The organism is Agromyces atrinae, from assembly GCF_013407835.1.
GTDB lineage: Bacteria > Actinomycetota > Actinomycetes > Actinomycetales > Microbacteriaceae > Agromyces > Agromyces atrinae.
In genome coordinates this window covers 323,562-337,549 of record NZ_JACCBI010000001.1, presented here as the reverse complement: position 1 = coordinate 337,549, position 13,988 = coordinate 323,562, and the positions used below count along the sequence as shown (strand labels likewise).

The window sequence follows — 13,988 nt, the reverse complement described above, 5'->3', positions numbered from 1 at the left end:
GGATCGGAGCATGCACGCACGCCGGCATACGCCGGAATCGCGGCTCTCGTCGACCGGAAGACGCCTCGGTCGACCTCACTCACCCCGCCGGCGCGCTCTGACGCACCCGGCGGGAATCACCGGCTCAGCCGAAGAGGATCTTCGCCTCGTCGTACCGGCTCTGCGGAACGGTGTTGAGTCGGCCGACGGCCTCGGCGATCGAGACGGTGCGAATGTCGGTGCCGCGGAGGGTCACCATCGAGCCCCACGCGCCGTCGTATACGGCGTCGATCGCGGCCATGCCGAGGCGGGTCGCGAGCACGCGGTCGTACGCCGACGGCGCTCCGCCGCGCTGGATGTGACCGAGCACGGTGTCGCGCGACTCGATGCCCGTGCGGGCTTCGATCATCGGCGCGAGACGCTCGGCGATGCCGCCGAGACGAGGACGGTTGAAGGCATCGAGGCCCTTGTGCGAGTGCGCCTCTTCCATGTCGTCGAGGTGGAAGCCCTCGGCGACGACGACGAGCGGAGCACGGCCGCGGTCGCGAACGGACTCGACCCACTCGCAGATCTGCTCGATGTTGGTGGGCTGCTCGGGGATGAGGATCGCGTGCGCGCCGCCGGCCATGCCGGAGTGCAGGGCGATCCAGCCCACGTGGCGGCCCATGACCTCGACGACCATGCAGCGGCCGTGCGACTCGGCCGTCGTGCGGAGGCGGTCGATGGCCTCGGTCGCGATCTCGACGGCGGTGTCGAACCCGAACGAGTAGTCGGTCGCGGCGAGGTCGTTGTCGATCGTCTTCGGGACGCCGACGATCTTGAGGCCCGCGTCGGTGAGTCGACGTGCGGCCGTGAGCGTGCCCTCGCCGCCGATGGCGATGATCGCGTCGATGCCGTTCTCGTCGAGCATGCGCTGGATGTTCTCGGGGCCACCGCCCTCGCCCTCGAAGGGGTTGGTGCGACTCGAGCCGAGGATCGTGCCGCCCTGCTTCGAGAGGCCGCGCACGTCGTGACGGTGCAGGGGGCTGAACTCGCCCTCGACCACGCCGCGCCAGCCGTTGCGGAACCCGACGAACTCGGCTTCGTGCGAGATGACGCCGTTCAACACGGCGCCGCGGATGACCGCGTTCAATCCGGGGCAGTCGCCACCGCTCGTGAGAATACCGATCTTCATGGCTCTGGACTCCTGGTGCATGCGGGAAGGGAGACGGCCGGGTGCGCGAGCCGCCTGCGGCAGTCTATCGACTACAGACGGCCGTCGAGTGCCTGCCGGATGAGGTGCTGGAGCGCGTCGAGCTGAACCGAATCGGCCGAACCCGGCTCGACGTCGGCACCGTCGAGCGCCCGAGCCGCGAGGCCCTGCTTCGAGTCGATGAGCTCGGCGATGCGCGCGTCGATCGTGTGCGCGGCGATGATGCGCCACGCTGTGACGGGCTCCTCTTGCCCGATGCGGTGCACGCGGTCGATCGCCTGCGTCTGCTCGGCAGCCGTCCAGCTGAGCTCGGCGAGCACGACGTTCGACGCCGCCTGCAGGTTCACGCCGACACCGGCAGCCGTGAGCGAGCAGACCGCGATGTGCACGTCGGGATCGTTGTTGAACGCGTCGATGGCCGACTGCCGCGCGACGGCCGACTGGTCACCGCGGATCGACACCGTGCGGAGGTCGTTCGCGGCGAACGCCGCCTCGGCGGAGTCCATGACATCGATGTGCTTCGCGAAGAAGACCACCTTGCCGGCCGAGCGCGCGAGCTGGGCCGCGTAGTCGGCCGCGAGGCCGGCCTTCGCCTGACCGATGCGCCGCACCATGGTGAAGACGTTGTCGCCCGACTTCGACGACTTCGACTCCTCGAGCTCCGACTTCGCGACCGCGCGGATGAACGCATCGCGCTGGTCGTCGTCGAGGTCGCCGACGCGCAGGTCACGAGCGGCGACGAGTGCGCGGAAGCGATCGGCGAGACGGTGTCCGAGTTCACGCTCCGCCGCGCGGATCGAGCGGCCGAACTCGTCGTCGAGCTCGACGGGCAGGTCGGCGATGCGCTTCGCAGGCAGATCGGAGGCGACGTCGACCTTCCGTCGACGCACGATGCCGAGGTCGATCACGGTGCGTCGGGCGGCGGCGTAGAAGCCCGTGTCGGCCGGCGTCAGTCCGTTCTCCTCGAGTTCCGCGAGGAGGGCGGAGGATGGTTTGTCGCCGTCGATCCAGCCGAGGAACTTCCAGATCGCCCGGAAGTCGTCGATGTCGTTGATGAGCGGGGTACCGGTGAGAGCGAGCATGAGCGGGTCGCGCGTGCCGCGACGGATGCTCTCGGCGAGCGCGAGCACGTTCTTCGAGCGCTGCGACTGCAGGTTCTTGATGAAGTGCGCCTCGTCGACGACCATGCCCTTGAAGCCGAGCGTCGAGAGCCAGTTCATGTGCCGATCGAGCACGTCGTAGTTGACGATGACGACGTCGGCGAAGGCGTCGAGGGTCGCGCCGTCGCCGTGGATGACGGTCGCGCGGCGATGCGGTGTCCACCGCTCGACCTCACGCGCCCAGTTCATCTTCACGACGTTCGGCACGACGGCGAGGAGCGGATACGCATCGGCGACGGATGCCGCGAGGACACTCTGCGCGGTCTTGCCGAGACCGGGCTCGTCGGCGAGCAGGAACTCGCGGTGACCGTGACGCACGGCCTCGACGAAGCTCGCCTGGTGCTTCATGATCTCGAGGCCGCGGGGCGCGAGCCGGTCGATGCGCGGCGCGTCGGGCAGCTCCATCGAGGCGGCCTGACCGCCGGCGCCGTACTCGAACGACTTGAAGAGGGGGCCGAGGAGCTCCCAGTTCGCGAGACGACGCACGGGCGCCGATGAGGGCGCAGGGGGCGTGAGGTCGGGCGCGAGGAAGGGGTTCGCGAGCTGGCGCGACTTGACCGACGGCGGCACGACCTGGTTCTCGGAGAGCACGGGGGCGGGCGCTGCTTCGCGCGTGATGATGAGTTCATCGGGGCTGAGCTCGGCGCCCGACTCGAGCAGCCAGTCACGGCGGAAGCGCTGAGCCACGGTCGAGACCGATGCGTCGGGCTCGAGGAGCGCGATGAGGCTCGTGTCGCGCGCGGCGGTCTTCGCGAGGATCTGCGCGATGCCGTCGAGGCGCTTGAGGAGTTCGGCACGCGTTCCGTCGTTGATCTCGGTGTCGGCCTTGACCCGAGCACGCTCTTCGCGCATGAGGAGCGCGATGACCTGGAACTTGGTGCGGTTCGTGGGGCCGACCTTGCCGCCCTGCGCCTTGGCCTCGACCTCGCGGACCTTGCGCGCGAGGATCGGGATGATCGGTGCGTCGTCGTCGCGAGAGCGGGTGCGCTGACGCTTGGTGGTCTGGGCCAATGATCCTCCAGTTCTCAGCCCGCCGACTCGGTCGTCGGGCGTGTCCGGCGCTCGATCGTCTCGATCGATGGAGCCGGGCGCCGAACCCCGAACCGAGCAAGGCGAGAGAACGATGAGGTCTCTGCACCGTCGGTGCGAAAAGCGGATTCGCGTGGCGCTACGTCCATTCTACGTCAGACATCGCCCTCGCCCCACCTGTTCGCCATTCAGGGCGCGCGCCGTGTCGACGGCCGCCGTGGCCACTCGCTCCTGGCCGCTCGCCGCTCCGCTCCTGAATTGCGGACAGAGGAACGCGGCGAGATACCCCGGGAGGGTACGCCGAAGGGCGGTACTCTGAGGTGTGATCGACGACATCCAGAAGCGCGCTCTGCACCGCACCAAGATCATCGAGGGTCAGGTGCGCGGCATCGAGAAGATGATCGAGAACGAGGACTACTGCATCGACATCATCACCCTGTCGCTCGCTGTGCAGAAGTCGCTCGCGAGCCTCAACAAGCTCCTCGTCGAGAACCATCTGCGCACGCACGTGACCCACATGTTCGAGCAGGGCGGCGACAAGCACGACGAGGCCGTCGCCGAACTCGTCCGCATCTTCGAACTCGCCAACAACCGCGGCTGATCCGCGACCTTACGTCCCCGGTGCCGTCACGGCGAGCCACGCGTCGAGTTCACCCGGCTCGTCGGTGATGATGCCGTCGACGCCCAGACCGATGACCTCGGCCCAGGAGTCCTGCGTGTTGAGCGTGTAGCAGAGCACGCCGATGCCCGCGTCGTGCAGGGCCTCGAGCGCGGCGGGCTGAGCCGCGGCCGACCGGGCCGTCGTGCCGAATCCGATGATGCCGAGTCGCGACGCGAGCGGCAGCGGATCGGCGGGCAGCTCGCGGATGAGCAGGATGCGCGCATAGTGCGGGGCGAAGCGCTGCAGCGAGTCGAGCGTCTCGAGGCTGAAGCTCTGGAGGACGACGCGGTCACGGAGACCGAAGCGCTCGAGGAGCGCGATCACGGGGCGGACGTCGTCGATGCTCCACGCCGCCTTCAGTTCGATGAGGGCGCGCGCATCCGTCTCGCGGAAGGAGTCGAGGAACTCCTCGAGGGTCGGGATCGGCGTCCCCCGGAAGTCGGCCCCGAACCACTCACCGGCGTCGCGCTCGCGCACCTCGGCGAGAGTGAGGTCGGAGATGCGCACCGACTCCCCCGTGATGCGTTCGAGGTCGACGTCGTGGAAGAGCACGGGCACGCCGTCGCTCGTCAGCTGGACGTCGGTCTCGACGAATCCCTTGGGCCCCGTCATCCCGAGTTCGAGGGCGGGCATCGTGTTCTCGGGGGCCTGGCTCCGGTCGCCGCGATGGGCGACGATGAACGCCGGCTCCCCGGGGGCGCGGAGCGCACCGAAGACGTCGACGGCGAACACGCGCGGCGGCGACGTGCTCACGAAGAGGACTCCCACGAGTGTCGTGACGACGGCGCTCGCGATGATGACACGCACGGCGAGTGACGGGCGGGTGGTGAGGCGATCGATGAACGCGGTCGTTCGATCGCCCGGGAACGGGTGACGCACAGCGGGCCTTCCTGCCGCGACGGCGCCATTGCCCCCGCGTTGACGGCTACCCTATCAACTCCGTTACCGTTCCGTTACCTTCGCTCACCGCGTGTGTCGCGGCGGCCTCGGTCGTGATGCGCTCCGCCATGCCCGCGAAGATGATGCCGTGGAACGGCACGATCGCCCACCAGTACAAGCGACCCGCGAGCCCCCGGGGGAAGAACACCGCGCGCTGCCGGTAGAGCGATCGCGTGCCGTCGGATTCCGCCGACATCTCGAGCCACGCACGACCGGGCACCCGCATCTCCGCGCGAAGTCGGAGGAACGACCCCCGCTCGATCTCCTCCACCCGCCAGAAGTCGACCGCGTCACCGGGACGCAGCGCGCTCGGATCGCGGCGGCCGCGACGCAGGCCCACTCCCCCGACGAGCTTGTCGATCCAGCCGCGCAGCGCCCACGCGAGCGGGAACGAGTACCACCCGTTCTCTCCGCCCACGCCCTCGATGACCCGCCAGAGCTCGCCGACGGATGCCTGCGACGCGCGTTCACGCTCGTCGACGTAGACCGTGTGCCCCGTCCAGTCGGGGTCGCTCGGCAGCGGATCGCTCGGCGCACCGCTGACCGCGGTGTTCCGCCAACTGGTCTCGACGGCGCCCGTGCGTTCCCGTTCGAGCGCGAGGCGGACGGATCGTCGGTAGCCGGTCAGCCCGCCCTCGGGCGGAGGGATGACGGCGTCGATGTCGTGCTCGCCGACGACGCAGTCGAACTGCAGCGACTCGATGATCGGCACGGCGAGTCGCCTCGGGATCGGCGTGACGAGGTTGACCCACTGCGAGGCGAGCCACGGAGTCAGCACGGGCAGCGCCGCGATCGGCCGCTGGCGGAGGCCCGCCTCGAGCGCGTAGCCGTTCATGAGCTGCCCGTACCGGAATACGTCGGGGCCACCGATGTCGAAGGTCCGATTGAGCTCGCCGGGCGCTGTGGCGGCCGCGACGAGGTAGTGCAGCACGTCGCGGATCGCGATCGGCTGGATGCGGTTCCGCACCCATTTCGGCGCGGGCATGTACGGCAGAACTTCGGTCAGGTGACGGATCATCTCGAATGAGGTCGACCCCGACCCGATGACGACGCCCGCCTGGAAGACGATCGTCGGCACGCCCGACTCGAGCAGGATGCGCCCGACGGCCTCGCGTGAACCGAGGTGCCGCGACAGCCGGTCGGATTCGGGGTGCAGGCCGCTCAGGTACACGATGCGGTGCACGCCGGCATCCGCCGCCGCGCGTGCAATGTTCCGCGCGATCGTCTCTTCGAGTTTCTCGAAGTCGCCGCGCCCGCCCATCGAGTGCACGAGGTAGTAGACGACGTCGACCCCGTCGACGGCCCGAGCCGCGACATCCGCCTCGGTCAGGTCGCCCTCGACGACATCGACGTCGTCGAACCACGGCACGTCACGGAGACGATCGGCATCGCGCACGACGACGCGTACGTCGTGGCCCGCTTCGAGGAGGCGCGGCGCGAGACGCCCTCCGATGTAGCCGGTCGCTCCGGTGACGAGGATGCGCTGAGGTGTCATCCGGCCGACGGTAGTGCCCGGCCCTGTGCGTTGCCCGTGCCGGTTCAGCGTCGCTCGTTGCCGCGCTTGTAGTTGCCGGTGACCCGCGCGAGCAGCAACTGCTCGGTGCGGTCATCGGCGACGGCGAGTGCCGCGGCGAGCTTCGCCGCCGAGGAACCGCCGACCGTCACGACCGGGCGGCCGCCGCGCGACACGACGACGCCCCCGGCCTGCGTCAGTCGATAACTGAAGGGGTCGGACTCGAGCATGCCGCGAGCGTCCACCGTCATGGCCTCAGATGAGCGACTTCGTGTGCCACACCGTCTTCGTCTCCGTGAACGCCGTGATGCGTCCGAGTGACGGAGCCGCGGCCCCCGCACCCTGCTCGGGCGGGAGGACGCGCTTGAGCGTCTCGGCGGCGAGGATCTCGAGGTCGACCCAGTCGAGTGCCGCAGCCCCCACGAGGTCGAGCGCGTTGACGTCGGCGTGACTCGCGAGCCACGGTGCGATCTCGGCGGGCGAACCCGTGAGGACGTTCACGACGCCCTTCGGCACGTCGCTCGTCGCGAGCACCTCGGCGAGGCTGATCGCCGAGAGCGGCATGCTCTCGCTCGCCACGATCACGACGCTGTTTCCGGCGACGAGCGCCGGAGCGAGGGCCGACACGAAGCCGAGGAGGGCCGAGTCCTGCGGTGCGATGATCGCGACGACGCCGGTCGGCTCGGGAACCGAGATGTTGAAGTACGGGCCCGAGACGGGGTTCGCGTTGCCCGCGACCTGGGCGTACTTGTCGGCCCAGCCCGCGTACCAGACCCACCGGTCGATGGCCTCGTCGACCTCGGCGCCGGCGACGGCGCGGGAGACGCCCGAGACCGCGACGATCTCGTCGACGAACTGCGCGCGACGGCCCTCGAGCACCTCGGCGATGCGGTAGAGCACCTGTCCGCGGTTGTACGCGGTCGCGCCCGACCACGCCGACACGGCGGAGCGTGCGGCGACGACCGCGTCACGGGCGTCCTTCCGGCTCGCGAGCGACGCGTTCGCGAGGAACTCGCCGTCGGCGCGACGGATCTCGTAGACACGACCCGACTCCGATCGGGGGAAGGCCCCGCCGATCGCGAGCTTGTACGTCTTCGGAACACTCAAGCGGCTCACGATGCTGCACCCTTCTTCGCGGTGCGAGGCTGTCGCGCCGTCTTCTTCGTGGCGCGCGGCGCCTCCGTGATGGCGTCGCTCGCGTCATCCGTTGCCGCGGGCAGAGCGCGCGGGGCCGCCGTCGCCGACTCGAGGTAGGCGGCGAGGCCGTGGCGGCCGCCCTCGCGGCCGTAGCCCGACTCCTTGTAGCCGCCGAAGGGCGACGCGGGGTCGAAGCGGTTGAACGTGTTCGCCCAGACGACGCCGGCGCGCAGCTTGTCGGCGACCGCGAGGATGCGCGACCCCTTGTCGGACCAGATGCCGGCCGAGAGACCGTAGGGCGTGTTGTTAGCCTTGGCGATCGCCTCGGCGGGAGTGCGGAACGTCAGAACCGACAGCACGGGCCCGAAGACCTCTTCGCGGGCGATGCGGTGGCTCGCCTGCACGTTCGTGAAGATCGTCGGCGCGAACCAGAACCCGTTCTCGGGGATGGCGCAGTCGGCGGTCCAGCGATCGGCGCCCTCGGCGACGCCGACGTCGGACAGCGTGCGGATGCGCTCGAGCTGTGCGCGCGAGTTGATCGCGCCGATATCGGTGTTCTTGTCGAGCGGGTCACCGAGACGAAGCGTCGAGAGGCGCGACTTCAGGCGATCGACGACCTCGTCGTGGATGTTCTCCTGCACGAGCAGACGGCTGCCGGCGCAGCAGACGTGACCCTGGTTGAAGAAGATGCCGTTGACGATGCCCTCGATGGCCTGATCGATCGGAGCATCGTCGAACACGATGTTCGCGGCCTTGCCGCCGAGTTCGAGCGAGAGCTTCTTGGGCGTGCCCGCGACCGACTTCGCGATGCGTCGGCCGACGGCCGTCGAACCCGTGAACGCGATCTTGTCGACGCCGGGGTGGTCGACGAGCGCCTGCCCCGTGTCGCCCGCGCCCGTGATGATGTTGACGACTCCGGGCGGGAGGTCGGCCTGCTGGAGGATCTCGGCGAAGATGAGGGCCGTGAGCGGCGTCGTCTCGGCGGGCTTCAGCACGACCGTGTTGCCGGCCGCGAGCGCGGGCGCGATCTTCCAGGCGAGCATGAGCAGCGGGAAGTTCCACGGGATGATCTGCCCGGCGACGCCGAGCGAGCGCGGCGAGGCGCCGAGACCCGCGTGGTCGAGCTTGTCGGCCCAGCCCGCGTAGTAGAAGAACCAGGCGGCGACGAGGGGGACGTCGGTGTCGCGGCTCTCCTTGATCGGCTTGCCGTTGTCGAGGCTCTCGGCGACGGCGAGCTCACGAGCGCGCTCCTGCACGAGGCGCGCGATGCGGAAGAGGTACTTGCCGCGGTCGCGGCCGGAGAGCTTCGACCAGACCCGGTCGTGTGCCCGGCGGGCGGCGGCGACGGCGTCGGCGACATCCGCCTCGTTCGCGGAGGAGATCGTCGCGATGTGCTTCTCGGTCGCGGGAGAGATGGTGGCGAACGACTCACCGCGGCCGTCGACGAACTCGCCGTCGATGAAGAGGCCGTACTCGTTCTTGAGGTTCAGGAGCGCCGTCGACTCGGGAGCGGGCGCGTAGTCCAGGAAGGTCATGGGTTCCTCAGTCGATCGTGACGTAGTCGGCACCGGAGTAGTGGCCGGTGGAGAGCTTCTGACGCTGCAGCAGCACGTCGTTCAAGAGGCTCGACGCCCCGAAGCGGAAGAGGTGCGGCTGCAGCCACTCCTCGCCCACGGTCTCGGCGACCGTGACGAGGTACTTGATGGCGTCCTTCGAGGTTCGGATGCCGCCGGCGGGCTTCACTCCGATGCGGCCGCCGGTCATCCGGTGCCAGTCGCGCACGACCTCGAGCATGAGGAGCGTAACGGGGAGCGTCGCGGCGGGGGCGACCTTGCCGGTGGACGTCTTGATGAAGTCGCCGCCCGCGAGGATCGAGAGCCACGATGCGCGGCGCACGTTGTCGTACGTGTTGAGCTCGCCCGTCTCGAGGATGACCTTGAGCGAGGCGTAGCCGCCGTCGGGGCGCCGGCAGGCCTCCTTCACGCGTGCGATCTGGTCGAAGACCTCGCCGTAGCGACCCGCGAGGAACGCGCCGCGGTCAATGACCATGTCGATCTCGTCGGCGCCGGCGGCGACGGCCTCGGCCGTGTCCTGGAGCTTCACGGCGACCGACGACCGGCCGCTCGGGAACGCCGTGGCGACGGCCGCGACCGAGACGAGACCGTCGTCGGGGTCGCCGTGGGCCGTGCCGAGGGCGGCGACCGCGGCAGGGACCATGTCTCCGTAGACGCACACCGCGGCGACGCGGGGCGTCTGGGCGTCGGAGGCGTCGGGCGTCAGGGCCTTGGCGACGAGCGAGCGCACCTTGCCGGGGGTGTCGGCGCCCTCGAGGGTCGTCAGGTCGATGAGCGAGATGATGCGATCGAGCGCCCACGCCTTCGACGTCGTCTTGATCGAACGCGAGCCGAGCGACGCGGCGCGCTGCTCGAGCCCGACGGCGTCGACGCCGGGGATGCCGTGGAGGTAACGACGCAGGGTCGCGTCATCGGGTTCGCCGCCGAGGATCGCGAGTGCGCGCTCCTGGGCCGAGGCGAGCTGGGTGCCTGTCATGGTTGTCACTTCCTGGGTGTCATGCGTCGAGCAGGTGGAGCGCGGTCTCTTCGTCGGTGACGAGCACCGAGCAGAGTCGGCTGCCGACGACGGCATTGGCGACGGGGTGCTTCGAGCGCCCCGAGATGACGGCGATGCACCGGTCGGCGGTGCGCAGCTCGTCGAGGGTGAGCCCGACGGTCCGACCGTCGAGCGAGGGATCGACGATATTGCCGTCGGAGTCGATGTAGCGGCCGACGACGTCACCGACGGCGCCCTTGCGGACGAGTTCGTCGACGTCGGCCGGCGAGAGGTAGCCGCTCTCGAGGTGCACCGACGAGTGGTCGGCGGCGCCTGCGCTGAAGAGGTAGGCGTTAGCCGAGCGCGCGAGATCGAGCACGCCCGCGACGACGCGGTCGGATTCGATGGCGTTCTTCGTCTCGAGCCGCTCGAGGATCGCGGGGCTCGGCAGCAGGGTCGCCTGTCCCCCAGCCTTCTGCGCGATCGTGACGGCCGTGGACGCCGCGGTGCCCGAGCGCCGGTTGAGGCTCACACCGCCGTTGATCTGCACGACGTTGACGCCCGTCGCCCATCCCTTCCGCAGGTGTTGGGAGACCTCGTGGAGGGTGCGACCCCAGCTGACGCCGAGGGTGCGCGGAACGGGTCGGAGCGTCGTGAGGTAGTCGGCGGCGGCCTGCGCCGTGCGCGCCTGCAACTCTTCGGCGCTCTCGACGCCCGCACCCGAGACCACGATCGCGTCGACGAGGCCGCGTTCGTCGCGCAGACGTCGCTCGAGGGGCAGCCTCCGCGCGCGCGGGTGCACGATCTCGATGCGGATGAACCCGTTGGCCTTGGCCTGCGAGAGGAGACGGCCGACCTTCCACCGCGTCAGACGCAGCACCTGACCGATCTCGTCTTGCGTCTTGTCTTCCTCGTAGTAGAGCTCGGCTGCTCTGATCGAGAGCAGTTCGTCGTTCTCGCCCACAGCGCTCCTTCCGTCTCGTCCAGGCTACGCGTCAGAAGCGCACCGATCTACACTCGTAGCCTTTTCTGCTCATATGAGCAGAACGGCCGCGTGCGCTTCCGCGCGTGTTGCCGGTTTCGGCCCGTGCGGAGGGCGCCGCACGGGCCGAAAGCGGCAACACACCGAGCGGGGTGGGCAGGGGCAGGCGGGCGGATGACGCGGGCGGCGGTCACGCGGCAACCAGGCAGGGCAGGCTGGCCGCGCCGGGATCAGCGCGCGGGCTCGTCCTCGAGGAAGCGGCGGCGCCCGGCGACAGGGCCGGCGATCGCCGCGAGGGCGACCGAGGCGAGCAGCAGCACGAGCGCACCCGACCAGGATCCGGTCGTCTCGTGGATGACGCCGACGAGCAGCGGCCCGATGGCAGCGGCGAGGTAGCCGACGCTCTGCACGAACCCGCTGAGCGCGACCGCTCCTTCGTGCGTCCGCGTGCGCAGGTTGATGAGCACGAGCGTCAACGGGAAGAGCAGCGGCCCCGCGCCCGCGAAGAACACCCACAGCCACGGCAGAGTCGTCGGCGCGAACAGGAGGCCCGCGTACCCGACGACGAAGCACGAGATGCCGATGACGATGAGCGTGCCCACGCGGTGGTAGCGCGCGGCGATGATCGGCACGACGAGCGACGCGGGGAGGCCGACGCCCGCATAGATCGAGAGCAGGATGCCGGCCTGCGCGGGCGTCACACCGGCGATGTCCTCGAGCATCGTCGGCAGCCACGCGAAGATCGAGTAGGCGTTGAACGACGACGTGAAGAAGATCGCGGTGAGCGCCCAGGCGATCTTCGACCGCCAGATGCGCGCGACGAGCGCAGGCTCGCCCTCTTCGGGGAGCACGGTCGCCACCCCGCGGCGCGGCTTCACGACGAGCACGATCCACGGCACGAGGGCGGCGAGCGCGAAGACCGACCACAGCGCGAGCGAGGTGCGCCAGCCCGCCGCCTCGGCGACGGGTACCGCGATGAGCGGGGGCACGAGCGTCGAGAGCGAGAGGATCGTCGCGTACATCGTCGTCAGGAGACCCACGCGATCGGGGAAGTACTTCTTCACGAGCGGCGGCAGCACGACGTTGCCGACGCCGATGCCCGCGAACGTCGCCGCACTCGCGATGAGGAGCCACCAGGCATCGGGAGCGAGCCCCCGGCCGACGAGGCCCGCCGTGAGCACGACGAGGGCGGTGATGAGCACGCGCTCGAGCCCGAAGCGGCGGGTGAAGGCGGGTGTCGCGATGCCGAACACGGCGAAGCAGAGCGGCGGCACCATGCCGAGTGCGCCGAGCAGCACGGCGGGGAGCGGGATGTCGGCCGAGATCGTCGTCGCGATCGGCGAGAGCGACGCGACGGCGGTGCGGAGGTTGAGCGCGACGAGCAGGATGCCGACGAGCGCGAGTGCGCGCCCCTTCCAGAGCGGCGCGGCGGCGCTCACGTGAGCAGCGATCGAACGGTATCGACGTCGGCGCTCATCTGACGGATGAGGGCGTCGATTCCCTCGAAGGCGACCATGCCGCGAATGCGCGTGACGAACTCGATCGCCACCTCGTGCCCGTAGAGGTCGATCTCGCGGTCGAGCACGTACGCCTCGACCTGCTTCTGCGGCACGCCCTCGAAGGTCGGGTTGTTGCCGACCGAGACGGCGGCCGGGTAGCGCTCGTCGCCGTCGACGAGCCAGCCCGCGTAGACGCCGTCGGCGGGGATGAGCCCCTCCGACGACGGAGAGAGGTTCGCGGTCGGGAAGCCCAGTTCGCGGCCGCGGGCGGCGCCGTGCACGACGACGCCTCGCACGGTCGGGGTGTGCCCGAGCAGTCGCGCCGCCGAGGCCACGTCGCCCGCCTCGAGCAGTTCGCGGATCCACGTCGATGAGACGCGCCGACCGTCTTCCGGGCGCACGTCGTCGATGACCCGCACCTCGAAGCCCAGCACGGGCCCCATGCGCTCGAGCAGCCCGACATCGCCGGCACCTCGGCTGCCGAAACGGAAGTCGGCACCGACGAAGACGACCTGGGCCCGGAGGCGTCCGACGAGGATGTCGCGCACGAACGCTTCGGCGGGGATCGACGAGAGCGTCTCGTCGAAGCGCAGCACGAGCGCGGCGTCGACACCCGTCGTGGCGAGGAGCTCGATCTTCTGCGGGGTGCTCACGAGTTGCTCGGGGCACTTCTCGGGGGCGAGGAAGGCGAGCGGATGACGGTCGAACGTCACGACGGTCGACGTCAGTGATTCGGCGTCGGCGATCGCGAGCAGGTCGGCGATGACGGCACGGTGCCCGGCGTGCACGCCGTCGAACTTGCCGATGGTGACGACCGACGGACCAAAGTCGGCGGGAACGTCGCCGAGGCCGGTGAAGAGCTTCACGCGGCCCCTCCTTCGACACGCGGGTCGCGGGACGGCGGGTGCTTGGCGAGCCACCACATGCCGAGCACGGGGAGCACGAGCGGGATGAAGACGTAGCCGCGGCCGAAGTACGACCAGACCGATTCGTGGGCGAAGAATTCGGGCACGGTAAGGCTCAGCACACCGACCGTGAGCACGCCGACGAACTCGAAGACGATCGTCGCCCATGCGACGCGGTACCAGATGACTCCGCGCGCGACGAGGGCGATCGTCGCGATGATGTAGACGACGGCGGCGACCGCCGAGAGCGAGTAGGCGACGGGCGCCTCGTCGAACTTGAAGATGACCTGCACGGCCGATCGGCCCGTCGCGCCGACGGCGAGGATCGCGTAGACGGCGATGAGGACTTGACCGATTCCGCTGATGCGTCGCTTCGGACGGGCGGAGGTGGAGGCGTGCTTCAGGTCAGTCATGGCTCATCGATTATCGCGCACCCGGGGGC

General features: G+C 69.7%; 13 protein-coding genes. 1 reads left to right on the top strand and 12 read right to left on the bottom strand.

Features of this window, described 5'->3' with window-relative positions:
• Window positions 1-124: 124 nt before the first annotated feature.
• On the bottom strand, window positions 125-1,153 hold the full coding sequence (locus BJ972_RS01600) for a 6-phosphofructokinase (RefSeq protein ID WP_129174808.1): 1,029 nt from the start codon (window positions 1,151-1,153) through the stop codon (window positions 125-127).
• Window positions 1,154-1,224: 71 nt separating this feature from the next.
• The gene (locus BJ972_RS01595) at window positions 1,225-3,342 is read right to left on the bottom strand and encodes a DEAD/DEAH box helicase (RefSeq protein ID WP_129174806.1); all 2,118 of its coding nucleotides are present in this window, start codon (window positions 3,340-3,342) and stop codon (window positions 1,225-1,227) included.
• Window positions 3,343-3,682: 340 nt separating this feature from the next.
• On the opposite strand from BJ972_RS01595, the gene BJ972_RS01590 reads away from it, so the two are divergent.
• Window positions 3,683-3,961, top strand: coding sequence for a metal-sensitive transcriptional regulator (locus BJ972_RS01590; RefSeq protein ID WP_129174804.1), 279 nt, complete (start codon window positions 3,683-3,685; stop codon window positions 3,959-3,961).
• A gap of 9 nt (window positions 3,962-3,970) precedes the next feature.
• Here BJ972_RS01590 and BJ972_RS01585 read toward each other — a convergent pair whose 3' ends face one another.
• The 10 genes from BJ972_RS01585 to BJ972_RS01540 all read right to left on the bottom strand — a co-directional run bounded on the left by BJ972_RS01585 (window position 3,971) and on the right by BJ972_RS01540 (window position 13,959).
• Window positions 3,971-4,900, bottom strand: coding sequence for a glycerophosphodiester phosphodiesterase (locus BJ972_RS01585; RefSeq protein ID WP_129174802.1), 930 nt, complete (start codon window positions 4,898-4,900; stop codon window positions 3,971-3,973).
• A 46-nt stretch (window positions 4,901-4,946) separates the two neighbouring features.
• Entirely contained in the window at window positions 4,947-6,455 is a 1,509-nt protein-coding gene (locus tag BJ972_RS01580) for an SDR family oxidoreductase (RefSeq protein ID WP_129174800.1), read from the bottom strand.
• 44 nt (window positions 6,456-6,499) lie between these two features.
• On the bottom strand, window positions 6,500-6,724 hold the full coding sequence (locus tag BJ972_RS01575; RefSeq protein WP_241830803.1) for a hypothetical protein: 225 nt from the start codon (window positions 6,722-6,724) through the stop codon (window positions 6,500-6,502).
• Window positions 6,725-6,728: 4 nt separating this feature from the next.
• Complete coding sequence (locus BJ972_RS01570; protein ID WP_129174798.1) at window positions 6,729-7,589, bottom strand: aldehyde dehydrogenase family protein; 861 nt, start codon at window positions 7,587-7,589, stop codon at window positions 6,729-6,731.
• Window positions 7,586-9,145, bottom strand: a complete 1,560-nt coding sequence (locus BJ972_RS01565; RefSeq protein ID WP_129174796.1) for an aldehyde dehydrogenase family protein — start codon at window positions 9,143-9,145, stop codon at window positions 7,586-7,588. The genes BJ972_RS01570 and BJ972_RS01565 overlap by 4 nt, the downstream gene beginning before the upstream one ends.
• A 7-nt stretch (window positions 9,146-9,152) precedes the next feature.
• Entirely contained in the window at window positions 9,153-10,160 is a 1,008-nt protein-coding gene (gene deoC, locus BJ972_RS01560) for a deoxyribose-phosphate aldolase (RefSeq protein WP_129174794.1), read from the bottom strand.
• A 19-nt stretch (window positions 10,161-10,179) separates the two neighbouring features.
• Entirely contained in the window at window positions 10,180-11,124 is a 945-nt protein-coding gene (locus BJ972_RS01555) for a sugar-binding transcriptional regulator (protein ID WP_129174792.1), read from the bottom strand.
• A 248-nt stretch (window positions 11,125-11,372) separates the two neighbouring features.
• A complete protein-coding gene (locus BJ972_RS01550) occupies window positions 11,373-12,581 on the bottom strand; it encodes a CynX/NimT family MFS transporter (RefSeq protein WP_129174790.1) in 1,209 nt (402 codons plus the stop codon).
• Window positions 12,578-13,507, bottom strand: a complete 930-nt coding sequence (locus BJ972_RS01545; protein WP_129174788.1) for a bifunctional riboflavin kinase/FAD synthetase — start codon at window positions 13,505-13,507, stop codon at window positions 12,578-12,580. Before BJ972_RS01545 ends, BJ972_RS01550 begins: the two co-directional genes overlap by 4 nt.
• Window positions 13,504-13,959 (bottom strand): hypothetical protein, encoded by a 456-nt coding sequence (locus tag BJ972_RS01540; RefSeq protein ID WP_129174786.1) that lies wholly within the window; start codon window positions 13,957-13,959, stop codon window positions 13,504-13,506. Before BJ972_RS01540 ends, BJ972_RS01545 begins: the two co-directional genes overlap by 4 nt.
• Window positions 13,960-13,988: the final 29 nt, after the last annotated feature.

What these genes read in the sequence shown, in the direction of transcription:
- BJ972_RS01600 (WP_129174808.1), bottom strand. Translation starts at nt 1,153, where the DNA reads ATGAAGATCGGTATTCTCACGAGCGGTGGCGACTGCCCCGGATTGAAC.
- BJ972_RS01580 (WP_129174800.1), bottom strand. Translation starts at nt 6,455, where the DNA reads ATGACACCTCAGCGCATCCTCGTCACCGGAGCGACCGGCTACATCGGA.
- BJ972_RS01575 (WP_241830803.1), bottom strand. Translation starts at nt 6,724, where the DNA reads ATGACGGTGGACGCTCGCGGCATGCTCGAGTCCGACCCCTTCAGTTAT.
- BJ972_RS01565 (WP_129174796.1), bottom strand. Translation starts at nt 9,145, where the DNA reads ATGACCTTCCTGGACTACGCGCCCGCTCCCGAGTCGACGGCGCTCCTG.
- deoC (WP_129174794.1), bottom strand. Translation starts at nt 10,160, where the DNA reads ATGACAGGCACCCAGCTCGCCTCGGCCCAGGAGCGCGCACTCGCGATC.
- BJ972_RS01540 (WP_129174786.1), bottom strand. Translation starts at nt 13,959, where the DNA reads ATGACTGACCTGAAGCACGCCTCCACCTCCGCCCGTCCGAAGCGACGC.